Raw genomic sequence first — 24,525 nt, 5'->3', positions numbered from 1 at the left:
ATGAAACAGTATATAATTATACTATTGACAGCGATGCTTATAGTCAGCTGTCAAGAAAAGAAACAAACAGAAACACGCTGGGTACATACTAAAACTATTGCTCTAGCAGATGTAAATCCTATAGGTATCGCTCAGGGCGAAAAAGGAATCTGGCTCAGTGATGGAGATCGTAATAGGGTGGTGTTAATAGATAAGAGCGGTGTAATTTTAAAAACCATAGACTCACTAGACAGGCCTATGCACATCGCCTCAGAAGGGCAGATGCTTGTTATACCTCAATATGGTAATGATGAGGTATTACGCTTTCGCGAAAGCGAAAAAGAAATCGTTCGTACCTGGGACAGTCTTGATGCTCCAGCTGGAGTAGCGATAAATGTTACTGAGATGGCAATTGCAGATTTTTATAATAATAGGATCCATTATACCGTAAATTCAAGCGACTGGATAACCTTTGGAAAAGAAGGAAAAGAAGATGGAGACTTTTATTATCCCACAGATGTTCACATAACAGAAAGTAATATATGGGTTGCAGATGCTTATAATAATAGGCTGCAGGTCTTTGATAAAAAAGGCAATCATCTTAAAACTATAGGCGAAGATCAAAAGATGAATGCAGCGACGGGGATATTTGTATCAGATACTAATGCTTATTCAACAGATTTTGAAAACGATAGAGTACTTGTTTTTGATCTAGAAGGAAGTCTCAAGCAAGTGCTTGATGCAGATATTTCAAAACCTACAGATTTAATCATAATTGATGAGGTGCTGTATGTGACAAATTATAAAGGCAAGTCGTTAAGTCTCTACACCCAGCAAGAAGTTGAAATAAGTAGTCAAGAAGGTCACGATACTCATAATGCTCATCACGACCACGAAGATCACAAAGATTAATGAAAACAAGAGATTATACAATTAAGGGAATGACCTGTAATGGTTGTCGTACTGGAGTAGAGCAGAAGCTTGCTGGAGTTACGGGCGTCTCGCAGGCTATTGTTTCCTTAGAAAACGAAGAGGCTACCCTTACAATGGACGACGAGGTAACACTTGACCATTTAAAAAGTGCATTGCCAGAAAAGTATCGTATATCATTAAAGAAGTATTCAAAAGCAGAGAGTGAAACGCAAGAGAAGAGCACTGGTGTTTTTGCAAGTAATGAGATTGCTACGCCAGAAGCAAGCGAATCAAAAATGCAACAACTCAAGCCACTCTTTCTTATCTTTTTGTTTATAACTGGAGCAGCCGTATTACTTCATTTTAAAGATGGTTTGTGGGATCAAGCAATGCTAGATTTTATGGGACTGTTTTATGTTGTTTTTAGCTTTTTTAAATTTTTAGACATTAACGGATTTAAAACAAGCTTTGCGATGTATGATCCACTAGCTGGTGCAGTACCTGCATATGGTTACGTATACCCATTTATAGAGCTTGCACTGGGACTTATGTTTTTAATGCGATTACAAATAGTCATAGCACTTGTACTTACTATTGTCATACTAGGTATTACAACGGTAGGCGTGACTAGAAGTTTGTTGAGTAAGAAAGAGATACAATGTGCTTGTCTAGGTACAGCTTTAAAACTACCTATGACAGAGGCAACTTTAATTGAGAATGCTATTATGATTGTAATGGCGGTTATAATGCTTACAAATCTTTTATGAAAAAGAAACTCACAGCTGTACAAATTTGCACTTTGATTGTATTTACGCTCTACTTAGTCTGGGAGTATAATATGCAGCAATTTATTTCGGTAAACGGATTGTCTAATTCTTTTGAGACACGTCTAGACCTTCTGCTGCTTGTCCCTTTATTGCTTGTTTTGGTGAGTATATCTATCTGGCAATTTGTAAAGAAGTAATTACGCTTTCGCGAAGGCGTAACAAGAACCATAAAAAAACCTCTGCCGAAAAGCAGAGGTTTTTGATTTTTAGAACCACTCCGAGAGTAGCTCATAAATATCTATGGCGATTTGCCATTACATCATTCCTGGCATTCCGCCTCCTCCCATAGGTGGCATTGCTGCTGGAGCATCTTCTTTAATGTCTGTAAGTGCACATTCTGTAGTAAGAATCATTCCAGAAACAGAAGCAGCATTTTCTAGTGCTACACGTGTTACTTTCTTAGGATCGATAATTCCTGCTTTAAGCATATCTGTGTACTCACCATTTTTTGCGTTAAAACCAAAGTCTTTCTTTCCTTCTAGTACTTTAGAAATCACAACAGCTCCTTCACCACCAGCATTAGAAACAATCGTTCTAAGTGGAGACTCAATCGCACGGTTTACAATCTGTACACCAGTCTCTTGGTCTGCATTTTCTGTTTTGATTTTGTCAAGAGATTTCTTTGCACGCACAAGAGCAACACCACCACCAGCAACGATACCTTCTTCTACAGCGGCACGAGTTGCGTGTAAAGCGTCATCTACACGGTCTTTTTTCTCTTTCATCTCAACCTCAGAGGCAGCACCTACATAAAGTACAGCAACTCCACCTGCAAGTTTTGCAAGGCGCTCTTGTAGTTTTTCTTTATCGTAGTCTGATGTAGTAGTCTCTATTTGAGATTTGATTTGCCCTACGCGAGCTTTAATCATATCTGAATCTCCAGATCCGTTTACAACAGTTGTGTTGTCTTTATCTATAGTTACTGTCTCTGCAGTACCTAGCATATCTAGCGTTGTGTTTTCTAGTGTAAAGCCTCTCTCTTCTGAGATTACAGTACCTCCAGTAAGGATAGCAATATCTTCTAGCATAGCCTTACGACGATCTCCAAAACCTGGTGCTTTTACAGCAGCAATTTTAAGAGCACCACGTAGTTTATTTACCACAAGTGTAGCAAGTGCTTCTCCATCTACATCTTCTGCAATGATAAGAAGTGGCTTTCCTGTTTGCGCCACAGGCTCAAGCACAGGAAGTAAATCTTTCATATTTGAAATCTTCTTGTCAAATAGTAAGATGTACGGGCTATCTAGCTCTGCACTCATTTTCTCACTGTTGGTCACAAAGTATGGAGAAAGGAAACCGCGATCAAACTGCATACCCTCTACAACATCTACATACGTTTCTGTTCCTTTTGCTTCTTCTACAGTGATAACACCTTCTTTACCTACTTTTCCAAAAGCTTCTGCGATAAGCTCTCCTATCACTTCATCATTGTTTGCAGAGATAGACGCTACTTGCTTTATCTTGTCTGAAGAGTTGCCCACTTTTGCAGTTTGCTTTTCTAGATCTGCAACGATAGCCTCTACTGCCTTATCAATACCTCTTTTAAGGTCCATTGGGTTTGCACCAGCAGCTACGTTTTTAAGTCCTTCTGTTACGATAGCTTGTGCAAGTACTGTTGCTGTAGTTGTACCGTCACCAGCAAGGTCATTAGTTTTTGAAGCAACTTCTTTTACCATCTGTGCTCCCATATTTTCAAGAGCATCTTCTAGTTCTATTTCTTTTGCTACAGTTACACCATCCTTTGTTACGTGTGGCGCTCCAAAAGATTTTGAAATAATCACGTTACGACCTTTAGGTCCTAAAGTAACTTTTACCGCGTTTGCAAGTTTATCTACACCACGCTTTAATCCGTCGCGTGCTTCTATATTAAATTGAATGTCTTTTGCCATTTTCTTTTGCTTTCGCGAAAAGCTTTATGCTGTATGCAATAAGCTTTAAGCTGTTATTTTAATTTTTGTTTTAAAGAATAAATCTTCTGTTTAATAATGTTCACCTTTGAATTTAGATTTTCAAAATATTCATCATTTATATATTGAAGATCTTTTGATAGAATAAGTAAATATTCTGTTTCGCTTGCCGATCCCATTGCTATTGTCAGAAAGCGGTTGAATTCTGCATCACTATCTCTACCACACCCTTCAGCAATATTTGTAGGTATAGAGGCAGATGCTCTTCGTATTTGTGATACAATGCCATAACTTTCATTTTGAGGAAATTCTCTAGAAACAGTATAAATATCTAAAGTAAGTTTGTGGCTTAACTCCCATATATTATACTTTCTAAAATCTCTCATAGCCTAAAGCTTATAGCATATTGCTTATTGCGGTATTATACAATCGCAAGGATATCATCCTCTTTCATAATCATATAATCTGCACCGTCAAATTTTAGTTCACTACCTGCATACTTTCCGTATATCACAGTGTCACCTACTTTAACCGTCATCGTATGATCTTTTGTTCCAGATCCTACAGCAACTACTTTACCTCTTTGTTGTTTTTCTTGTGCACTATCTGGAATATATAAACCAGATGCTGTTTGAGTTTCTGCTGCTACAGGCTCTATTACAACGCGGTCTGCTAATGGTTGAATTTTAATTGCCATTGGTATTTAATTTAAGTTATAAAGTTTGATTCTAGTTGTAACCTCTGTAAGTTACGCTAGCGTAAGTGGCAGAAATTATGCCAGTGATTATGCACTGACAAATTTGCATAAAACAAAAAAGCCAGCTTTAAAGCTGGCTTTTTTAAATATTGTAATGGGAAGATTTACTGGTCTCCTCCGTCTGTATCTGGTAAGCTTACCGGTGCTGGTGCAGGAGTAGATTGCTCTACAGCATTTGCATCAAATACTTGAGATTCTCCTGTTACAGATCCGTCAAAAATAGTAAGGTTGCTAGCAAGGATAAGTACTAATAGTATCGTTGCAAGAGCCCACGTTGCTTTATCAAGAAAGTCTGTAGTTTTTTGCACACCACCCATTTGCTGTGTACCTCCGCCTCCAAAAGAAGAAGAAAGTCCACCACCTTTTGGGTTTTGTACCATAATAACTACAACTAGTAGAAATGCTACAATAACGATCAGTGCTAAAAATATATAAAACGTAGTACTCATAATATTTTAATCTTTTTGTTCTTCGAGTTGTTCTACTGCTCGAATTTGGTCTGCAAAGAAACCACTTTTTTCTGGATATTTCAAACTTAAAATGCGGTAAGCTTGTTTTGCTTTTTTAAAGTTCTTTTGCTCTACATAAACTCGAGCTAAAGTCTCTGTCATCAACGACTCAGAAGAATATGGTAATTCTTTAATAATCTTCTTTTTTTCTGACTTAGCAGGTTTTAATGCGCTTATTTTGGGATTTGTTTCTATAAAAGAATCTATGATTTTGCGCTTGCGCTCCTTGCTATTATCTTCTTGTACAGGAGTTTGGGTTTCGTTAGTATCTTCACTTTTAGGTGTTGCAATAACCTCTTTAGTGTCGTTAGTTTTTGTTTGAACTGTCTCATCTTGAGAGCGATCAATAGGAGTGAAGCTTGAGAGCTGTAACCACTCACTAAAAGAGTGTGCCTCAGACTTAGTAAACGGTAATGGTTTCCCTACTTGCAGGGTCTCTTCTGCTCTCGCTCTTGTCATCTCAGAGTCTACTTTTTCTACAAAGAGATCTGGGTCTAGTATTTTGGAAGCTTTGGCTTGTTCTTCTTCATCAAGTATAGTAGAGACATCTTCTATATCTGTGATAATAAGGTTGCGGAGTGCTGTCTCTTGCTCTTTGATTTGTGCGCTTACGTCATTTTGTAAAAAACGCTCTGAGGTAATGTAGTCAAAAAGAACAGCTCTGTCAGACGTGTGGCTAGCAGTACGCTTTAAGGCCTTGTTATAAGCAAAGCTTTCTTGGTTTTTTAATCCTTTGAGGTAGAGTGCTTGAGCACTCTGAAAAAATGGAAATGCATCTACGATATCACGTAAAGTTGCAGTTTCTTCTGCCGTGATTTTATCTGGATGTTCAAGCAGGTATGTGTATTGCTCTGTATTCATTACCAGCGTGCAAGTGATGCATTAAAAACATCTTGAGTTATACGTTCATAAATCTCATCTATAGCAGTATCTAGCACGCTACCTACTGGTTGTGCCGTACCGGTAAAGTCAGAAAAGAAAGAAAACCTACGCTCAAAGTCATATTCACCGTCTGTTTGCGTGTTGTTGTAAAAACGCACGTTTATAGTAATGGTTAATCTGTTTTGAGCAGCTGTATTTTCTGAGGTTGAGGCTTGTGGTGCAATGTAGTACTCTACAATCTCACCTTCATAAATGACGTCTGCATTACTATTTGTTAGCACTAGTGGAGACTGGTTTTGTATAATATCTCTAAGTTGCTCTGTAAACTCACGGTCTATACCGGGTTCTACAATGGCCGCTTCATTTTGAAAAAAGCGAACTTCAAAAGTTTCTTCATTTACAATAGAAACTCCACTTAGAGAGTACACACCACAACTCTGGAAGCCAAGTGCAAATAAGATAATAAGTAAGGTGCTTTTTATAGAATTCATATGTAGATAACGAAGATGCGGTTTAAAAATTGAATGTACAAGCCTAAGGTTATAGATCAAACTGTTTGATTTTTCTATAAAGTGTGCGCTCGCTTATACCTAGTTCTTGTGCGGCAGCCTTGCGTTTTCCTTTGTGACGCTCTAATGATTTCTTTATAAGTTCGAGCTCCTTGTCGTGTAGCGATAAAGTTTCTTCCTCTTCTATCTCCTCTGCAAAGTGATATGGATCTATTACTGGCTCTGTAGGAGGTGGAGTAGGGGCTTGTTGTGATTTTTGAGGTATCTGTAATACATCCATCACTTCTTCTACCGTCTCATAAGAGTCGTCTTGGTCATCATTATAAATCTTGTTTATAAGACTTTCATTCTCCTGGCGAACATCCTGCGTGTTGCCATTTTTCATAAGCTCGAGCGTGAGCTTTTTAAGATCATTTAAGTCGGCTTTCATATCAAAAAGCACTTTGTAAAGAATCTCTCGCTCGTTAGAAAAGTCTGACTTTTCTTGTGATTTTATAACCGCAGGAAGTCTAGATCCTGTATCTGGTAAATAGTTTCTTATAGTTGTAGCGTCTACCTCGCGGTTAGTCTCAAGTACAGATATCTGTTCAGCTACGTTGCGTAGTTGTCTTATATTACCACTCCATCTATATTGCACGAGTAGTTGTATAGCCTCATCACTTAGGCGTATGGTAGGCATCTTATACTTCATAGCAAAGTCTGAAGCAAACTTTCTAAACAATAAGTGTATATCGCCTTTGCGCTCTCTTAATGGTGGCAAAGCAATATCTACAGTACTTAACCTGTAATATAAATCCTCACGAAATTTTCCTTCTTCAATGGCATCAAACATCGCTACGTTTGTTGCAGCGACAATGCGTACGTCTGTTTTTTGTGTTTTTGAAGATCCTACTTTTAGGAACTCTCCATTTTCTAAAACTCTTAAAAGGCGCACTTGTGTAGGCAGCGGTAATTCTCCTACTTCATCTAGAAAAATGGTACCACCATCTGCCTCTTCAAAATAGCCACTTCTGGTGGAGGTAGCTCCAGTAAAAGCTCCCTTCTCGTGGCCAAAAAGTTCACTATCTATCGTTCCTTCTGGAATTGCTCCACAGTTTACGGCGATGTACTTATTGTGTTTTCTATGTGAAAGCGAGTGTATAATGCGTGGGATACTTTCTTTACCTACCCCAGACTCTCCCGTAACAAGTACAGATATATCAGTAGGCGCCACTTGTATTGCTTTTTCGATTGCACGATTAAGCCCAGGATTATCTCCTATAATACCAAATCTTTGTTTTGTGGTTTGTATTCCTTCCATAATTACTTAACTCGTTTGTCGTGTCACAGCGCTCGCTTGTGATGGTTGTTTTTACGCTTTCGCGAAAGCGTAATTAAGCCCTTTAAAATGTATTAGTCTACATTGTTATACCAGTAATCTGCATAACTCACAGCCTCTCCTATTAGCGTTCCAGTAGTGCACTCATTTACTTTAACGTTTACAAAATCACCTACTTTATAATCACCTTTAGGGAAAACGGCAACTACGTTTTGGTCATTGCGGCCGCTCCACTCATCTTTATTCTTTTTGGACTCTTTTTCTATTAATACCTCTATGGTTTGATCTTGATATCTTAATAGATTTTTTCTTGAGATCTCACGCTGTAAGTCTATGACGTCTTGCAATCTTCTTTTCTTAATTTCTAGAGGAATGTCATCTTCCATTTTACGTTCAGCAAGGGTTCCTGGGCGTTCAGAGTAGTAAAACATAAAACCGTAGTCATACTTTACGTAGTCTATAAGATCTAGTGTGCCTTGATGATCTTCTTCGGTCTCTGTGGGGAAACCTGTTATCATATCTTGACTTATCCCAATGTCTGGAATAAGGTTTTTTATATTATCTATAAGCGTTTTATACTCTGCTACCGTATGCTGGCGGTTCATAAGCTTGAGTATTCTGTCACTTCCAGATTGAACTGGTAGGTGTATGTAGTTACAGATGTTTTTATGGCTCGCCATCACTTCAATAACGTCTAGCGTCATATCTTGAGGGTTTGAGGTAGAGAAGCGTATTCTCATTTTAGGCTGTGCTCTAGCCACCATATCCATAAGCTGTGCAAAGTTTACCGCAGTAGCCTTTGCCATCTCACTGGCTTTGTCAAAATCTTTTTTGAGGCCACCGCCATACCATAGGTAAGAATCTACGTTTTGACCCAGTAGGGTAATTTCTTTAAACCCTCTATTTGCAAGATCTTGTACTTCTTCTAGTATAGATTGCGGGTCACGGCTACGCTCACGACCTCTTGTAAATGGTACCACACAAAATGTGCACATATTATCACAACCACGTGTGATAGATACAAAAGCGGTAACTCCGTTAGTTTGTAATCGCACTGGTGAGATATCACCATACGTTTCTTCTTTAGAAAGGATAACGTTTACAGCATCACGTCCTTCTTCTACCTCACTTAGTAGGTTAGGAATGTCTTTATAGGCATCTGGACCTACAACGAGATCTACAATTTTTTCTTCTTCAAGAAATTTGCTTTTAAGACGCTCTGCCATACAGCCTAGCACACCTACCTTCATTGTAGGGTTTTGTTTGCGCTTTACGGCTTGGTATTTTTCGAGTCGCTTTCTTACAGTAACCTCTGCCTTCTCGCGTATAGAACACGTGTTTACAAGCACGAGGTCTGCTTCCTCAAGATTTTGAGTGGTGTTATATCCTTCATTTGCTAGTATAGAAGCCACCACTTCACTATCTGCAAAGTTCATCTGGCAACCGTAACTTTCAATAAAAAGTTTTTTACTGTTCTCGAGTTTTCGCTCTAGTGTAAGCGCTTCCCCTTGTTTATGCTCGTCTATTATTTTTTCCATCTGCTTAATCGTCCTGAATACGTTGTCAAGGATTATGCAAAGATACAGTTAATAAAGAATTGTGACAAAGTGGCAGGCGCTTAGAATTGACATAAATTCTCGTAATTTGTAGCAAAAATTAAAAAATTGCAACTCAAGCTACTCCCTATTTTAGTTTGTATACTCACGCATCAAGCTTGGTCTCAAGATGTCGAGCCTGCTTCTAAGCAACTGTATACACAAGAGTTTTCTATACAACACGATAATGACTTTCTTTTTGCAATAGACCGTTATTATACCGCAGGAAGTTTTTTGAGATATAGTAGAAAGTTAGAACAGGATTTTATTTTTAAAAATACGCAAGAGGCGCCGTTACAATATGATATCATAATAGGTCAAGAGACTTATACACCACGTGAGCTATTTGTAGAAAACTTTGACAGCTTAGAGCGACCTTATGCGGGCTATTTATTTGCAAGGTTTAATCTTACAAAAGCTCAGAAAAATAGCTTGTATGCTGTGGGTCTTGAGATAGGTCTTGCTGGAGAGCAATCTGGAGCGCGTACCTTACAACTCAATTATCACAGCCTTATAGGAGCATTTATGCCCGTATGGTCTGGCCAGATTGCAAATAGTACACACATTAATCTTTATGGAAGTTATGTAAAGGACTATGTGATACCTAATTCTAATCTGTTTAAAAACGCTGCACTACAATCTTCTGTGGCTATAGGTTCAAGAAGAATGTATGCACGTCAGGAAGCACTTTTGTACATAGGTGATAGGGCGCAAGTGAGTACCTCTAGTGCATATGGCCAAGTAGGAAACACAACAGAATTTTATGGTGTAGGCGGTGTAGGAGTTGAGTATGTAGTGCTTAACGCGCTTATAGAAGGTAATCCCCTAGGTGATGGTTCTCCTTTTACCTTACCTGCAGTGCCAGTAGTTTTTTCTTTTAAGGCAGGAGGTGTCTATCGATCGCATCGCAACACCTACCGTATAATCTATAAATTTAGAACCAAAGAAACCAAAAGAGAGGGAAGAAGTCAGTACGTAACCTTTGAATTTGCCAGACGATTTTAAATTACCTTATTTTAGAGCGTTCATCTTTATAAGTATAAACCAGTATTATTTATGACCCACACAGACTTACTCACCAAAATAAAAAATGCACCACACGTAGATTTTGGCAATCTCTTTGGAGAGTCTATCAGCCTATTTCAAAAAGTGTTCTTACAAGGGTTACTCTTGCAGATACTAACCGTAGCTATTTCTTACGGGATATCTATGCTTGTTATGTTGCCTTTTAGTCTAGGTGGAGCATTTATAGATTATAATGATATCAATAGTTATAGTGATGAGGAAGTAGGCATCGTGGCAATTATCACAATGTTTTTTTTATACCTAATAATTACCGTTGTAATGGCGGTGGTAAACTTTGCATTGCAAGCCGCGTTTTATAGAATCGTGCGTATGAAAGATAGAAACAAGCGCAGCGAGCTGGGTGTAGGCTTTGGGATGTTTATAAAAAAACAGCATATAAAAAAGGTGCTCATCTTGTCTATGGCTCAAATAGGCATTGCCGTGGTTGCGATGTTATTTTTTATTCTCCCCTTGTTTTTTGTGCTTGTGCCGTTGCAATTTGCCGTTATCATATTTGCCTTTAACCCAGAACTCTCTGTAAACGATATTTTAAAAGCTGCTTTTGCTCTTGGAACAAAAAAGTGGGGAATCACCTTTGGGGCTTGTCTTATTATAGGTTTTCTTGCGCTTGTGGTAGGGGTGATGGCTTGTTTTGTAGGGGTGTATGCAACGATTTCAATTGTGTATTTACCGGCTTACCTGGTGTATAAAGAAGTGGTAGGCTTTACCGAAGATGAAGACCTCATTGCTCAGATAGGTGTGTAGTGTGAGTGCGCTTTCGCGAAAGCGTAATAAGCCCTATTAAACCACAATTTACAAGGCTTTAAAAATGCATTTATTACAGAAATAACGGCCTTGCGGATTGCGATATAAATAAAACATCTACTTTTGTAATCTGAAAAAATAAAATGTATGGCAAAGAATCTCGTCATTGTGGAGTCACCTGCAAAGGCTAAAACGATAGAAAAATTTCTAGGCTCAGACTATAAAGTTGAGAGTAGTTTTGGACACATTGCAGACCTTCCCTCTAAGGAGTTAGGTGTTGATGTAGATGGAGATTTTACTCCAAAATATAAAGTCTCAGACGATAAGAAAAAGGTGGTGAGAAATCTTAAGTCTCTTGCAAATAAGGCAGAGATGGTGTGGCTCGCTAGTGATGAGGATCGCGAGGGAGAGGCTATAGCCTGGCACTTAGAACAAGAGCTTGGGTTAACACCAGACCGTACAAAACGTATTGTTTTTCACGAGATTACAAAGACGGCTATATTAAGAGCGATTGAGAACCCTCGTAAGATTGATTATGATCTTGTAAATGCACAACAAGCGCGTAGAGTGCTTGATAGATTAGTGGGGTATGAGCTCTCTCCAGTATTATGGAGAAAGGTAAAAGGAGGTCTTTCGGCGGGGCGTGTACAATCTGTTTCTGTAAGACTTATTGTAGAGCGTGAGCGTGAGGTTTTAGGTTTTGAGCCTAAAGCATCATATAGAGTAGATGCAGAGTTTACTACGCAAGATGGAAAATCTTTTAAAGCAAAACTTCCTAAAAATATAACTACCAAAAAAGAGGCGAAGGCTTTTCTTGAGAAAAACCTTAGTGCTACTTTTAAAGTAGATGCGCTTACTAAAAAGCCAGCAAAAAAATCACCAGCACCACCATTTACTACCTCTACCTTACAACAGGAAGCAAGTAGAAAACTGTACTTCTCTGTAAGTAAAACGATGACGATGGCACAGCGACTCTATGAAGCTGGGCATATTACATATATGAGAACAGATAGTGTAAATCTATCTAAAGATGCAAAGGCTGGAGCAGAGGCAGAGATTGTAGCTGCTTATGGTAAGGAGTTTCATAAAGAACGTAACTATAAAGGGAAGTCTAAGGGAGCACAAGAAGCTCACGAGGCGATACGTCCTACAGATTTCTCAAAGCATTCTGTAAATATGGACCGCGACCAGATACGTCTATATGAACTTATATGGAAACGTGCGATTGCCTCACAAATGAGCGAGGCACAACTAGAGCGCACAAATGTGCAAATAGCTTCTAGTGCAGGTACAGATAATTTTACAGCAAATGGGGAAATCTTAAAGTTTGAAGGTTTCTTAAAAGTATACCTAGAAGGTAGTGATGATGAAGATGTAGAAGAAACAGGTTTACTTCCTGATCTTAAAACAGGAGAGACATTACTTAATAAATACATTACCGCCACAGAGCGTTTTACAAGACCACCATACCGTTATACAGAAGCTTCTCTAGTGAAGAAACTTGAAGAGCTAGGTATAGGACGTCCATCTACATATGCACCTACTATTACGACTATCCAAAATCGTAAGTATGTAGAAAAAGGTACTGTAGAAGGGAAGGAGCGATCTTATGATGTGCTTAGTCTTGAAAACAACGAGATAAAAGATAGAACTCTTACAGAAACTGTAGGGTCAGATAAAGGAAAGCTTGTTCCTACAGATGTAGGGATGGTCGTAAACGACTTCTTGGTTCAGCATTTTGAAAACATCCTTGATTATAACTTTACTGCAAAGGTCGAAGCAGATTTTGACGACATAGCAGAAGGAAAGCAGGAGTGGACTAAAATGATGAAGGATTTCTATAAAGACTTTCATCCTCACGTAAAAGATGTAGAAAAAAATGCAGAGCGTGAAGTAGGAGAGCGCATACTAGGTAAAGATCCAGAAACAGGTAAACCTGTGAGTGTGCGTCTAGGTAAATTTGGTCCTATGGTTCAGATAGGTTCTGTAGAGGATGATGAGAAGCCTCGATTTGCAAGTCTAGGCCCAGATCAAACGCTTAGTAACCTTACGTATGAGCAGGCAATGGACCTCTTTAAACTACCTAAAGATTTAGGAACTTTTGAAGAAGAGGAAGTGTCTGTAAATAATGGTCGTTTTGGACCATATGTTAAGTTTGGAAAAACATTTGTATCACTCCCTAAAGGACGTGACCCAATGGATGTAGATCTAGATGAGGCTATAGTGTACATCAAAGAAAAGCAAAAGGCAGATGCTCCTATATATACGTATGAGGACCTTCCGGTTCAAAAAGGTACAGGGCGTTTTGGCCCGTATATAAAATGGAACGGAATGTTTATAAACGTAAACAAGAAGTACGATTTTGATAACCTCTCTGATGAGGATATTGTAGAGCTTATAGAAGTCAAAAAGCAAAAGGAAATAGATAAAGTACTTCAGGATTTTCCAGAAGAAGGAATACGTGTAGAAAAAGCACGCTGGGGACGTTCTAATATTATAAAAGGTAAGCTCAAAATAGAGCTTAGTAAAGATATAGATGCTGCTGCTTTAAGTCTTGATGAGATAAAAGACTACATCGAGAAGAAAGCTCCAAAAAAGAAGGCTACCAAAAAGAAGGCGCCAGCAAAAAAGAAAGCTCCGGCTAAGAAAAAAACCACAGCAAAAAAGAAATAATATATGGCATTTGAGGTGCTCCTCCCTATTCCAGATCTTGCGCTTGCACATATACAGTTGCAGCACCACCAGTCACTAGGTAATAACATAAGGCTGCACAGCGAGCAAGAAGGACTACCAGAATTAGAAGGGGTGCGCATAGCTATAGTTTGCTTACGCGAAAAAAGAAGAGACCCCAATAATCTTTCAGATGGGCTCTCTTTTACCGAAGTGCGCCGAACATTTTATGAACTGTTTCCCGGAAACTGGCATACTACTATTGCAGATCTGGGAGATATAGACCCGGGCGCATCTGTAGATGATACGTACTTTGCAATACGCACACTTAATGAGTCTTTGTTTAAAAAAGGAATCATACCTATTTATATAGGAGGAAGTCAGGATCTAGTGTATCCTATTTATCGTTCTTACGATAAGCTAGATCAAATGGTTAATATCGTTAATGTAGATAGCCGTTTTGATCTAGGTGATGCCAGCCAGCCCATAAACAACAAGTCTTATGTGGGTAAAATTATTGTCACAGAGCCTTATAATTTATTTAATTACTCAAATATTGGGTATCAAACCTATTTTAATCCTCAAGAGGAAATAGATTTGATGGATAAGTTGTATTTTGACTCCTATAGACTAGGTAATGTTTCGGCAGCTATAAATATTACTGAGCCTGTTATGCGTGATGCAGATCTTGTAGCTATAGATCTTAATGCTATACGCAGTAGTGAGTTGAGTACACGACATAATAAAATGCCTAATGGCTTTGATGGAAAAGAGATTTGTACCATTGCAAGATATGCAGGCATAAGTGATCGTGTAAGTTCTTTTGGGATTTTTGAATACCATAATGATGCACAAGAAGAAAAGGCTGCTATGCTAGTTGCACAGATGATGTGGTACTTTATTGAGGGAGTGAATTTTCGCGCAAGCGAAAATATGGATGTAGAAAAAGGTAATTTCCTTACCTATCAAGTACCTATTGAAGATGAGGTGCTTACGTTTTATAAAAGTGAGAAAACAGCCCGATGGTGGATAGAAATACCATTTATTATGGGCTTGAATAATAAATTAAAAAGGCACACGTTATTACCTTGCACATACCAAGATTATCTGGACGCTTGTAACCAAAATATCCCCGAAAGATGGTTTAAAGCGAGAAAGAAAAACGAGGTTTGATTGTGTGTTTCAACGATGAAAAGATTATTTTTGGCGAATAAATTGTTTATTTCAAATAAAATAAATAGGTTTACGCCCTTAACTTAGAATACTTAACCTAATATCCTATGAAAAAGTATATTGCATTTATTGCGATAGTAGCTTTGCTGTCTAGTTGTGGCAAAGGCGATCGTGGAGAACTCGTTGGCGCTCAAGGCAAGCGATGGAATCCCGAAAAACCATTTGGTATGACTCTCGTTTCTGGAGGTGCATACATAATGGGTAAAAGTGATGATGACTTTGCTGCGGTAAACGATGCTCCTACTAAAACTGTTACGGTTCGTTCTTTTTATATGGATGAAACAGAAATCACAAACGCCGAATATAGGCAGTTTGTAGAGTGGGTTAAAGACTCTACTGTACGTACAAAACTTGCTATACTGGCAGATGAGCTTGGAGAGACTCCAGGAGCTGGTGATGGTGCGAGTATAGGTGATTTTGCATTTAGTGATGCAGATCCAGAAAATATGACGCCATACGAGCAATATATGTACGATAACTATTATGGGTTAGGCGAGACTGGCTTTGAAGGTCGTAAACTTAATAAGGATATAGATATCATATGGGATACTGCAGAGTATCCAGATGAGTATTATGCTGAGGTGATGGATACAATGTATATCCCGCTAGAAGAGGCTTATAATGGACAGCGCACCATAGACGTAGATAAACTTAACTTCCGTTACACATACTTAGACATACAAGCTGCCGCAAAGAAGAACGGTGGTCGTCGTAAAGATCACATTAAGACAGAGGTTGTTCCGGTTTACCCTGATACGACTGTATGGATTAAGGATTTTGCATACTCTTACAATGAGCCTATGCACAATGATTACTTCTGGCACGATGCTTACGGAGAGTACCCTGTTGTAGGTGTTACTTGGATGCAAGCAAAAGCATTTTGTGAGTGGAGAACAATGTATAAGAACTCTTACCAAAAATCAAAAAAGAGACAATTTGTAAATCGTTTTAGACTTCCTGGTGAAGCAGAGTGGGAATATGCTGCTCGTGGCGGACTGGAAAGTGGTGATTACCCTTGGGGTGGACCATATGCAAAAAATGATAGAGGATGCTTCTTAGCAAACTTTAAACCTTTAAGAGGAGATTATGGTGCAGACCAAGCGCTATATACTGTAGAGGCAGATGCTTACGAACCTAACGACTACAACCTGTACAATATGGCAGGTAACGTGTCTGAGTGGGTAGCTTCTTCTTATGATCCAGCTTCTTATGAATATATGTCTACTATTAACCCTAACGTAAACGATAAGGACAACCGTCGTAAAGTTATACGTGGTGGTTCTTGGAAAGACGTTGCTTACTTCCTACAGGTAAGCTCACGTGATTATGAGTATCAAGACTCTGCACGTAGTTATATCGGTTTTAGAACCGTACAGGATTTTATGGGAATTGATGAGAAAATCAACCTTAGAAAACCGAAGAAATAACTAATATTATTTACCCAAATTATATTATTCAATTACTTAACTAAATTAACTTAACTAAACTAAAAAATTTTATTAGTCATGGCAAAATCTAAAACTGGAAAGAAATTAATGAATATGGTCTACGGACTAGGAGCAGCAGTTGTAATTATTGGTGCTTTATTTAAAATTATGCACTGGCCTTTTGGAAACGAGATGCTTATTGTAGGTCTTGTTACAGAGGCAATAGTATTCGCAATTTCTGCATTTGAACCAGTAGATGACGAACTTGATTGGGCTCTAGTATATCCAGAACTAGCAGGCGGAGCAGGTGGATCTAAGAAAAAAGCTACAGCTCCTGCAGATGCAGAAGCACAATTATCTAAAAAATTAGATAATATGCTTAAAGAAGCAAAAATCGATTCTGAACTTATGTCTAGCTTAGGTGCAAGCATAAGAGGTTTTGAAGGAGCAGCAAAAGAAATAGCGCCTACTGCAGATGCAATGAGCTCTACTAAAAAATACTCTGAAGAGATGGCACTAGCTGCTGCTCAAATGGAATCTTTAAATAGCCTTTATAAAGTGCAGGTTGAGTCTTCTAGCCGTCAGGCAGAAATCAATGAGCAAGTAACTGCAAACGCAGGAAAACTTAAAGAGCAAATGGAAAGCCTTGCAACAAACCTTTCTTCACTGAACGGTGTGTATGGAGGAATGCTTTCTGCTATGAACAAAAACTAATTCTAGTTGTTTTTACAATTAACTAACTAACAGCTAAAATTAAAAACAATGGCAGGAGGAAAACAAAGCCCAAGGCAGAAGATGATTAACCTGATGTATCTAGTGTTTATAGCTATGCTAGCACTTAATATGTCTAAGGAGGTACTATCGGCTTTTGGATCGATAAATGAAAAATTTGATCGTTCTAATACTACGTTTGAAACTAAGAATAATCTGGCACTAGCAGATCTTTCTAAGAAAGCAAACGAAAATGAAGAGTTCAAAGCAGCTGCAGCAACAGCTCAGTCTGCAAAGCAACTAGGAGATGCATACTTTACTTATCTAGCTTCAGAGAAAGATGCGCTACTTGCAGAAGTAGAAGATAAGACAGATTATGAAGCGATGGATAAGTCTAACTTTCTAGATGAGCGCTTCTATAAAGGAGGAAAAATCACACCAGAAGGGCAAACTTTTCTTGATGAGATGGCAAAGTACCGTGACGGTATGGTAAAGCTTGCAGGTGACAATAAAGCACTAGTTGCTCAAATCAATGAAGATTTTAGTACAAGTGATGTTGTAGATGGAGAAGGTGTAGAAAAAGATTATATCTCTTACAATTTTGTAGGGTTTCCATCTGTTTCTTCATTAACTAAGATGTCTCAATTACAAAATGATATCAAGGTTGTAGAAAACGAGCTTTTAACAAAGTTACTTTCTGGTAATCTTAAGGAGCTTGCTTCTTTAGATAATTACGAGACTGTAATGACTACTTCAAAAGGTGCTTATTACACAGGGTCAACATTTGATGGTGTTCTTTCTTTAGGTCGTGTAGATGCTTCTACAAAACCTTCTAGAGTTGAGCTTAAGCTTGATGGAAGAGCAATACCTTCAGATAAGATTTCTTATGACGGTGGTAAACTAGTATTAGGAGTAAACACTGGTGGAGTAGGTGATCACAAAATCACAGGTACATTATTTTACCCTCAAGACGGTAAAGAAATAGAGGTTGCTGTAGAGCAGGCTTTTACAACAATAAACAAGCCTAACTCTGCAACAATAGCTGCAGATAAGATGAATGTTGTATACCGTGGTGTAGATAACCCTATGACGATATCATTTGCTGGTGTTGCAGATAATGCTGTTACAGCATCTGGAGCAGGCCTTTCTAAAAGATCAGGAAGCAAGTACAATATGAAACCTTCGCAAGGTAGAGAGGTGACTATTAACGTTACAGCAAAGTTGCCAGATGGTGGTGGAACTGTTTCTGATAAAGCTGTTTTCCGTATTAAAGATATCCCACGTCCAGTAGGAGCTTTAGGAGGAGATGACGGTGGTAACCTTAAGAAACCTCGTAACACAGTAGGTGCTGCGCCTATTAATGCAGTACTTCCAGATTTTGACTTTGACCTTAACTTAAGAGTTAATAGTTTCAAGTTTAGAGCTGGTGATCAAGCTACTGTTGCTGTACAAGGAAACAAGCTTAATGCTGCTGCAAAGTCTGCTCTTAAAAGAGCAAAGAGAGGATCTTCAGTACAGATATTTGATATTAAAGCAAGTATACCAGGTAACTCTATAAGATTGAAGACGGTGTCTCCAATTATCATTGAGCTATCAAACTAAAATAAATTTTATTATGAGTCTTAAACGTTTAATTTTTGTTGCACTAGGTCTTTTAATGGCTGTACCTGCATTTGCACAAGGAAACATCCTTAATGCAAAGACGCCAGACGAGATGTTTGAAGTAACTGAAGAGCAAAAAGCAAAAGATAATGACAAACCATTACCATATGGTTACGTTGAAAAACGTGATGTATTATGGGCAAAAAATACGTGGGAAGTTATTGATCTTGATGAGCGCGTTAACTTTCCTTTATATTACCCTATTGATACGGTAAATATGGGGTCAGATCGTCGTTCACTTTTTGATGTTCTTGTAAAGAACATTAAAAACGGTAAAATTGATGCGATATATAGAGACTCATATTTTACAGAAAAGATTCAGCTAGAAGACCTTTCTGCGGCAATGGTAAAGATCGATACTTCAGATGAGGGGTATGATCAGTTTAACGCAGGAGAGTCTATTTCAGATTATAACATTGAGCGTACAGAGATTACATCTTATGACATTAATGCATATCACGTACGTGGGTACTGGTATATAGATAAGCGTCAAGGTGAGTTAAAGTACCGTCTATTAGGTATCGCACCAGTATCTGGTGATGTAAACTTTTTAGATGATTCTAGTGCGGCAGATATTGAGCTCTTCTGGATATGGTTTCCAGGAGCAAGAGAGGTATTGCATAATGCAAAAGCCTTTAACCGCAAGAATACCTCATTACCCATATCATTTGACCATCTACTCAATAGTAGACGATTTAATGCTACAATTTATAAAGAAGACAATGTACAAGGAGATCGTAAGGTTAAAGAGTACATAAGTGACAATGCAATGATGCAGTTACTTGAGTCTAATCGTATTAAAGAAGGCATACGTGATATAGAGCAGGATCTCTGGAATTACTAGCGTTGTTCTTAAATAAGCTTAAAAAGGCCATCAAAACATTGTTTTGATGGCCTTTTTTTATGAGTGTCTATTAACACTATTCTCATCATCTATTGCTGTATTTTTGCAATGTGATGAAAGTAGATTATATAATTGTGGGACTAGGTCTAGCTGGTATTGCTTTTTGTGAGCAATGTATAAAGGCTGGAAAAACGTTTATGGTTTTTGATAAAGGTGTAGAAGGAGCAAGCAGGGTAGCTGCTGGCTTATATAATCCTGTTATTTTAAAACGATACTCCCTCCCTTGGAAAGCGGTAGAGCAGTTTGATATTGCTATTCCCTATTTTCAGAATCTTGAAGCAAAGCTTGATGCGCAGTTTATGTACCCTATGGCTGTAAGAAAAGTGTTTCACTCGGTAGAAGATCAAAATAATTGGTTTGCTGCAAGTGATAAGCAGGGGCTTGAGCGTTTTGTAAAAACGCCTCTTGTAAAGGCAGACAGTGAGTTTATAGATGCACCATATAACTATGGAGAAGTTGCAGAGACTGGGCGTATAGCCATTACCACATTACAAGAGCACTATGAAAAATATCTAGAAGAGATGTCCGCTTTCGCGAAAGCGGAATTCAACTACACACAGCTCACACTTACAGATGCCGGAGTACAGTATAAAGATTATGAAGCAAATCACATAGTCTTTGCCGAAGGATATGGTATCAAGCAGAACCCTTATTTTAACAGATTACCTTTAGTAGGAAACAAAGGAGAGTACATCATCATAAAAGCTCCAAAATTAAAGCTGACTGCCGCTATCAAAACATCATTTTTTGTAGTGCCGCTAGGTGAGGATTTATACAAAGTAGGAGCAACTTATAACTGGACAGATAAGGACTGGGAGAGCACAAAAGAAGCTCGTGAAGAGCTCGAAGATAAATTTAAAACTCTTGTCACTGTGCCCTACGAGGTAGTGAGTGAACAAGCAGGTGTGCGCCCCACTACAGGAGATAGAAGGCCGCTTTTAGGACCCCACCCTAAGTTCAAGCAGCTTGCGGTACTTAACGGGCTAGGTACTCGCGGCATAATGGCGGGACCTCTGCTGGCACACTATTTATTTGAATTTATAGAAAACAATATTCCACTTCCAGAGGAGGTAGATATAATGAGATTTCCAAAAAAGCTGGAGATATAGGTAGTAGTTTAGTACGCTTTCGCGAAAGCGTAATCTTACTTACTTACTAGTTGATCTTTACTAGGGTCATATTTCATAAAGAAATTGATCCATATATTACGAGAAAGTCGCATAATCACAGGCATAAATACAATCATTGTACCTACAATGGCAATAAATGTATTAACCAGATTAGCCTCAAAAAAGAAATAGGTAATCACAAAAGCTGCTGTTGCAAAAGCAATCCCTACGGGATAACTCACATACATAGCACCATAAAAGAAAGAAGGTTCTATCTTATATTTTGTGTCACAGTGAGAGCAGCGCTCGTGCATTTTGAGCGTCTCAGATAAGATATAAGGATTTGAGTTTTTGTACATAGACTCGTTTTGACACACAGGGCACTTTCCTGTAAGAATACTGTTGAGTTTACTGCCTTTTAGAATTCCCATAATCTCCTTAGTTTTTAACTACAAATTTAAGCATCTTTGCACGGTTAGTACATACCAAATAATAACTTTTACTTATTACTCTATGCTCAATATTCACAACCTTTCTGTCTCTTTTCAAGGCGAATATTTGTTTGAAGAAATCACCTTTAGACTTAATAATGGTGATCGGGTAGGACTGGTAGGTAAAAACGGTGCTGGTAAGTCTACAATGCTACGTATCATTTCTGGCGAGCAGCAATATGATACGGGATCTATAGCTATAGAGAAGGAGATAAGCATAGGTTTCTTAAAGCAAGACATAGATTTTATAGAAGGACGTACCGTGCTTGAGGAGTCTTATGAGGCTTTTAAAGAAATAAAAAAACTAGAGAGTCAACTTGCACATATTAATGAGCAACTAGCGACACGCACAGACTACGAGAGCGAGAGCTATAACCAGCTTATGATAGATATAAACGACGTACAACACCAGTATGAAGTGCACGGCGGGTATAGTTATAAAGGTGAGACAGAGCGTATATTGCAAGGTCTAGGTTTTAAGCGCGAGGATTTTGATAAGCTTACAGACACCTTTTCTGGAGGGTGGCGTATGCGTATAGAGCTGGCTAAGCTTTTACTACAAAATCACGATATATTACTGCTAGATGAGCCTACAAACCACTTAGATATAGAATCTATTATCTGGCTTGAGAGCTTCTTGCGTGGGTATACTGGGGCTGTGGTGATTGTATCTCACGATAAGATGTTTTTAGATAACGTGACTAACCGTACTATTGAGATTTCGCTAGGTCGCATTTATGATTATCCGAAGCCGTACACACAGTATCTCGTGCTTCGTTCGGAAATAAGAGAGCAGCAACTGGCTTCACAAAAAAACCAGCAGAAACAAATTGAGCAGACAGAAAAGCTTATTGAGAAGTTTAGAGCAAAAGCTTCTAAGGCCACAATGGCGCAGTCGCTCATAAAAAAGTTAGATAAGATAGATCGCATTGAGGTAGATGAAGATGATAATAGTGTGATGACGCTTAAATTTCCTGTATCTGTAACGCCTGGTAAGGTTGTGGTAGAGGCAGAGGAGGTTGCAAAAAGTTATGGAGATAAAAACGTTTTGCAAGGTATAGACTTGCTGGTAGAGCGTGATACTAAGACCGCCTTTGTAGGGCAAAATGGCCAAGGTAAATCTACACTGGCAAAAATTATAGTGGGTGAGCTTGAGCATCAAGGGAAGGTAAAGCTAGGGCATAATGTACAGATAGGGTACTTTGCTCAAAACCAAGCAGAATATCTTGACGGTTCAAAAACTGTAGAGGACACGATGATAGATGCTGCAGATGAGAAAACAAGACCACGTGTGCGAGATATATTAGGCTCTTTTCTCTTTAGGGGAGAGGAGGTAGATAAGTATGTGCGCGTACTCTCTGGAGGTGAGCGCAACAGGCTAGCACTTGCTAAGCTTATGTTGCAACCTTTTAACGTGCTTGTGATGGATGAACCTACAAACCACCTAGACATTAAGTCAAAAAATGTACTTAAAGATAGTCTCAAGCAGTTTGAAGGGACTCTTATAGTCGTATCTCACGACCGTGATTTTCTACAAGGTCTTACAGATAGGGTTTATGAGTTTAAAGATCATCGTATAAGAGAGTATCTGGGAGACATAGATTACTACCTAGAGCAGCGAGAAGTGGCAAACTTGAGAGAGGTAGAAAAGCGTGATGTTGTAAAAAAAGAAGCGCCTGTAAAGAGTACAAAAAAATCTTACGAAGACCAAAAAAAGCTCAAATCTCTTAATAATAGACTCAGTAAAGTAGAGTCTAATATTAATAAAATAGAACGCGAGATCAAAGAGCTAGATGTCGCCCTCGCGACTAACTATGATGAGACGGTTGCAGATCCAGCGTTTTTTGACAACTATAATGGCAAGAAAAAGAAGCTAGACGGCTTTATGGAAGACTGGGAGAAAATCACAGAAGAACTCGATGCGTTAAACTAGTATTTTTACGCTTTCGCGAAAGCGTAATACCACTCAACAATAATTAAGAAACCAACTGTACAAGTTGGTTTTTTCTTTTTAACACAAGCAATGTGTTGTTTTGTAGGTAATACCGGACGCTCAGGCTTTTAATTTAAGACATCCTTAACAGCGGTGGTCGGGCTCTGTGGTTAGATTTGCACTACTGGTACTCAAGCCATCAAAACAACCAAAATAGTATAGATGCGTAAAATCATCCTCTCTCTGTTAGGAGTCCTGCTCATAATTGGAGCTTTTTTTGCTTCAAAAGCAATTGTAGCAAGTAATCAACGTACAAGGCCTAAGCCTAAAAAAGTAATTAAAACCGTCTTTGTAGAAGATGCTGTAAATGGGGTCGTACCTATAGAAATTTCGGCAAACGGAAATCTCGTTGCTCAAAGAAGGCTAGAAATATTTTCTGAAGTGCAGGGCGTGCTTCAAAAAGGAAGTAAGCTTTTTAAACCAGGTCAAGAGTATAGAAAAGGACAAACCTTACTTAGTCTTAATAGCTCTGAGTACTACGCAAGTGTACAGTCACAGAAAAGTGCACTGTATGATCAAATCACTTCTATAATGCCCGACTTGCGTCTTGACTACCCAGAAGCCTACCCAAAATGGCAAGCCTATCTCAATAACTTTGACGTAAGTAAAGCTACTCCACCTTTACCAGAAATCACATCAGAAAAAGAAGGTTATTTTATTTCTGGGAGAAATATCCAAACGGCTTATTTTAATGTAAAAAACTTAGAGCAACGTCTAGGTAAGTATAGAATTACAGCGCCATTTACTGGAGTACTTACAGAAGCTTTAGTAACAGAAGGAACACTTGTAAGATCTGGTCAAAAGCTAGGTGAGTTTATAGATACAAACTTGTACGAGCTTGAAGTTGCGATAAGCAAGAACTATGCAGACTTGTTAAAAGTCAATAATGAAGTAGCGCTCTCTACTATAGACGGTGAAGAAACTTACACAGGTAAAGTAACTCGAGTAAATGGGAATATAGATCAAGCGTCACAGACCATAAATGCTTATATAGAAGTTAAAGGAGAAGGTTTGAGAGAAGGCGTGTATCTTGAAGCTGTGCTTCAAGCTAAAGAAGAGCAAGAGGCGATAGCTTTACCTAGAGGGTTGTTGCAACCCAATAACGAGCTTTTTATGGTGCGTGATTCAATTCTCGATGTTATAAAGGTAAATCCCGTATATTTTTCTGATAAGGAGGTGATTGTAAAGGGAATACCAGAAGGAACAAAGATTGTAAGTAAGCCAGTACCTGGCGCATATGCTGGAATGCTTGTAAAGATCTATTCAGATAAGGAATCATCACAAGAAGAAGCAGAGTAGG

At 38.5% G+C, this 24,525-nt stretch carries 23 protein-coding genes; 14 read left to right on the top strand and 9 right to left on the bottom strand.

Translation table 11 applies throughout. The features are described 5' to 3' along the window. Genes Q0948_RS03805 through Q0948_RS03795 form a run of 3 tightly spaced genes read left to right on the top strand, consistent with a single transcriptional unit; the run spans position 1 to position 1,855 of the window. Complete coding sequence (locus tag Q0948_RS03805; RefSeq protein WP_298347582.1) at positions 1-891, top strand: NHL repeat-containing protein; 891 nt, start codon at positions 1-3, stop codon at positions 889-891. Next, a complete protein-coding gene (locus Q0948_RS03800) occupies positions 891-1,658 on the top strand; it encodes a MauE/DoxX family redox-associated membrane protein (protein WP_298347584.1) in 768 nt (255 codons plus the stop codon). The genes Q0948_RS03805 and Q0948_RS03800 overlap by 1 nt, the downstream gene beginning before the upstream one ends. Continuing rightward, positions 1,655-1,855 (top strand): hypothetical protein, encoded by a 201-nt coding sequence (locus Q0948_RS03795; RefSeq protein WP_035325413.1) that lies wholly within the window; start codon positions 1,655-1,657, stop codon positions 1,853-1,855. The genes Q0948_RS03800 and Q0948_RS03795 overlap by 4 nt, the downstream gene beginning before the upstream one ends. 117 nt (positions 1,856-1,972) lie before the next feature. Here the strand turns inward: Q0948_RS03795 and groL are convergent, their stop codons facing one another. The 8 genes from groL to miaB form a co-directional block, all read right to left on the bottom strand. After that, the gene (gene groL / locus Q0948_RS03790; RefSeq protein WP_021778235.1) at positions 1,973-3,607 is read right to left on the bottom strand and encodes a chaperonin GroEL; all 1,635 of its coding nucleotides are present in this window, start codon (positions 3,605-3,607) and stop codon (positions 1,973-1,975) included. A 53-nt stretch (positions 3,608-3,660) separates the two neighbouring features. Beyond that, positions 3,661-4,011 carry a four helix bundle protein gene (locus tag Q0948_RS03785; RefSeq protein WP_298347588.1) on the bottom strand — a complete coding sequence of 117 codons (351 nt, stop codon included), beginning with the start codon at positions 4,009-4,011 and terminating at the stop codon, positions 3,661-3,663. Positions 4,012-4,046: 35 nt separating this feature from the next. Beyond that, the gene (locus tag Q0948_RS03780) at positions 4,047-4,322 is read right to left on the bottom strand and encodes a co-chaperone GroES (protein WP_021778236.1); all 276 of its coding nucleotides are present in this window, start codon (positions 4,320-4,322) and stop codon (positions 4,047-4,049) included. A 164-nt stretch (positions 4,323-4,486) separates the two neighbouring features. After that, positions 4,487-4,831, bottom strand: a complete 345-nt coding sequence (gene secG / locus Q0948_RS03775; RefSeq protein ID WP_298347590.1) for a preprotein translocase subunit SecG — start codon at positions 4,829-4,831, stop codon at positions 4,487-4,489. A gap of 6 nt (positions 4,832-4,837) precedes the next feature. Continuing rightward, the gene (locus tag Q0948_RS03770) at positions 4,838-5,752 is read right to left on the bottom strand and encodes a hypothetical protein (RefSeq protein ID WP_298347592.1); all 915 of its coding nucleotides are present in this window, start codon (positions 5,750-5,752) and stop codon (positions 4,838-4,840) included. Continuing rightward, on the bottom strand, positions 5,752-6,264 hold the full coding sequence (locus tag Q0948_RS03765) for an LptE family protein (protein WP_298347593.1): 513 nt from the start codon (positions 6,262-6,264) through the stop codon (positions 5,752-5,754). The genes Q0948_RS03770 and Q0948_RS03765 overlap by 1 nt, the downstream gene beginning before the upstream one ends. 49 nt (positions 6,265-6,313) lie before the next feature. Then, positions 6,314-7,582 (bottom strand): sigma-54 dependent transcriptional regulator, encoded by a 1,269-nt coding sequence (locus Q0948_RS03760; protein ID WP_298347595.1) that lies wholly within the window; start codon positions 7,580-7,582, stop codon positions 6,314-6,316. A 92-nt stretch (positions 7,583-7,674) separates the two neighbouring features. Next, positions 7,675-9,138: a tRNA (N6-isopentenyl adenosine(37)-C2)-methylthiotransferase MiaB gene (gene miaB / locus Q0948_RS03755; protein ID WP_298347596.1), complete on the bottom strand. Its 1,464-nt coding sequence runs from the start codon at positions 9,136-9,138 to the stop codon at positions 7,675-7,677. Between the two features lie 126 nt (positions 9,139-9,264). Between miaB and Q0948_RS03750 the strand changes: the two genes are divergently transcribed. The 9 genes from Q0948_RS03750 (at position 9,265) to Q0948_RS03710 (ending at position 20,741) form a co-directional block, all read left to right on the top strand. Beyond that, on the top strand, positions 9,265-10,200 hold the full coding sequence (locus Q0948_RS03750) for a lipid A-modifier LpxR family protein (protein ID WP_298347598.1): 936 nt from the start codon (positions 9,265-9,267) through the stop codon (positions 10,198-10,200). A gap of 51 nt (positions 10,201-10,251) precedes the next feature. Then, the gene (locus Q0948_RS03745; protein WP_298347600.1) at positions 10,252-11,025 is read left to right on the top strand and encodes a hypothetical protein; all 774 of its coding nucleotides are present in this window, start codon (positions 10,252-10,254) and stop codon (positions 11,023-11,025) included. A gap of 147 nt (positions 11,026-11,172) precedes the next feature. Then, entirely contained in the window at positions 11,173-13,698 is a 2,526-nt protein-coding gene (topA, locus tag Q0948_RS03740; protein ID WP_298347602.1) for a type I DNA topoisomerase, read from the top strand. 3 nt (positions 13,699-13,701) lie between these two features. Then, the gene (locus tag Q0948_RS03735; protein WP_298347604.1) at positions 13,702-14,868 is read left to right on the top strand and encodes a formimidoylglutamase; all 1,167 of its coding nucleotides are present in this window, start codon (positions 13,702-13,704) and stop codon (positions 14,866-14,868) included. 107 nt (positions 14,869-14,975) lie between these two features. Then, positions 14,976-16,355, top strand: coding sequence for a gliding motility lipoprotein GldK (gene gldK, locus Q0948_RS03730; RefSeq protein WP_298347606.1), 1,380 nt, complete (start codon positions 14,976-14,978; stop codon positions 16,353-16,355). Between the two features lie 78 nt (positions 16,356-16,433). Then, on the top strand, positions 16,434-17,069 hold the full coding sequence (gene gldL, locus Q0948_RS03725) for a gliding motility protein GldL (RefSeq protein ID WP_298347608.1): 636 nt from the start codon (positions 16,434-16,436) through the stop codon (positions 17,067-17,069). Positions 17,070-17,117: 48 nt separating this feature from the next. Beyond that, positions 17,118-18,668, top strand: a complete 1,551-nt coding sequence (gldM, locus tag Q0948_RS03720) for a gliding motility protein GldM (RefSeq protein WP_298347610.1) — start codon at positions 17,118-17,120, stop codon at positions 18,666-18,668. Positions 18,669-18,681: 13 nt separating this feature from the next. Further along, positions 18,682-19,572, top strand: coding sequence for a gliding motility protein GldN (gene gldN / locus Q0948_RS03715; RefSeq protein WP_298347612.1), 891 nt, complete (start codon positions 18,682-18,684; stop codon positions 19,570-19,572). Positions 19,573-19,685: 113 nt separating this feature from the next. After that, positions 19,686-20,741 carry an FAD-dependent oxidoreductase gene (locus Q0948_RS03710; protein ID WP_298347613.1) on the top strand — a complete coding sequence of 352 codons (1,056 nt, stop codon included), beginning with the start codon at positions 19,686-19,688 and terminating at the stop codon, positions 20,739-20,741. Between the two features lie 35 nt (positions 20,742-20,776). Here the strand turns inward: Q0948_RS03710 and Q0948_RS03705 are convergent, their stop codons facing one another. Beyond that, entirely contained in the window at positions 20,777-21,172 is a 396-nt protein-coding gene (locus tag Q0948_RS03705; RefSeq protein ID WP_298347615.1) for a DUF983 domain-containing protein, read from the bottom strand. A gap of 82 nt (positions 21,173-21,254) precedes the next feature. On the opposite strand from Q0948_RS03705, the gene Q0948_RS03700 reads away from it, so the two are divergent. Together Q0948_RS03700 and Q0948_RS03695 are read left to right on the top strand one after the other, a co-directional pair. Next, positions 21,255-23,165: an ABC-F family ATP-binding cassette domain-containing protein gene (locus Q0948_RS03700; RefSeq protein WP_298347617.1), complete on the top strand. Its 1,911-nt coding sequence runs from the start codon at positions 21,255-21,257 to the stop codon at positions 23,163-23,165. 222 nt (positions 23,166-23,387) lie between these two features. Beyond that, positions 23,388-24,524: an HlyD family efflux transporter periplasmic adaptor subunit gene (locus tag Q0948_RS03695; protein ID WP_298347619.1), complete on the top strand. Its 1,137-nt coding sequence runs from the start codon at positions 23,388-23,390 to the stop codon at positions 24,522-24,524. Position 24,525: the final 1 nt, after the last annotated feature.

Origin of the sequence: uncultured Dokdonia sp., assembly GCF_947496725.1 — a bacterium.
In the GTDB taxonomy this organism is placed as follows: domain Bacteria; phylum Bacteroidota; class Bacteroidia; order Flavobacteriales; family Flavobacteriaceae; genus Dokdonia.
Note: the sequence above shows the minus strand (reverse complement) of the source record. Positions and strands in the feature narration are given on the sequence as shown.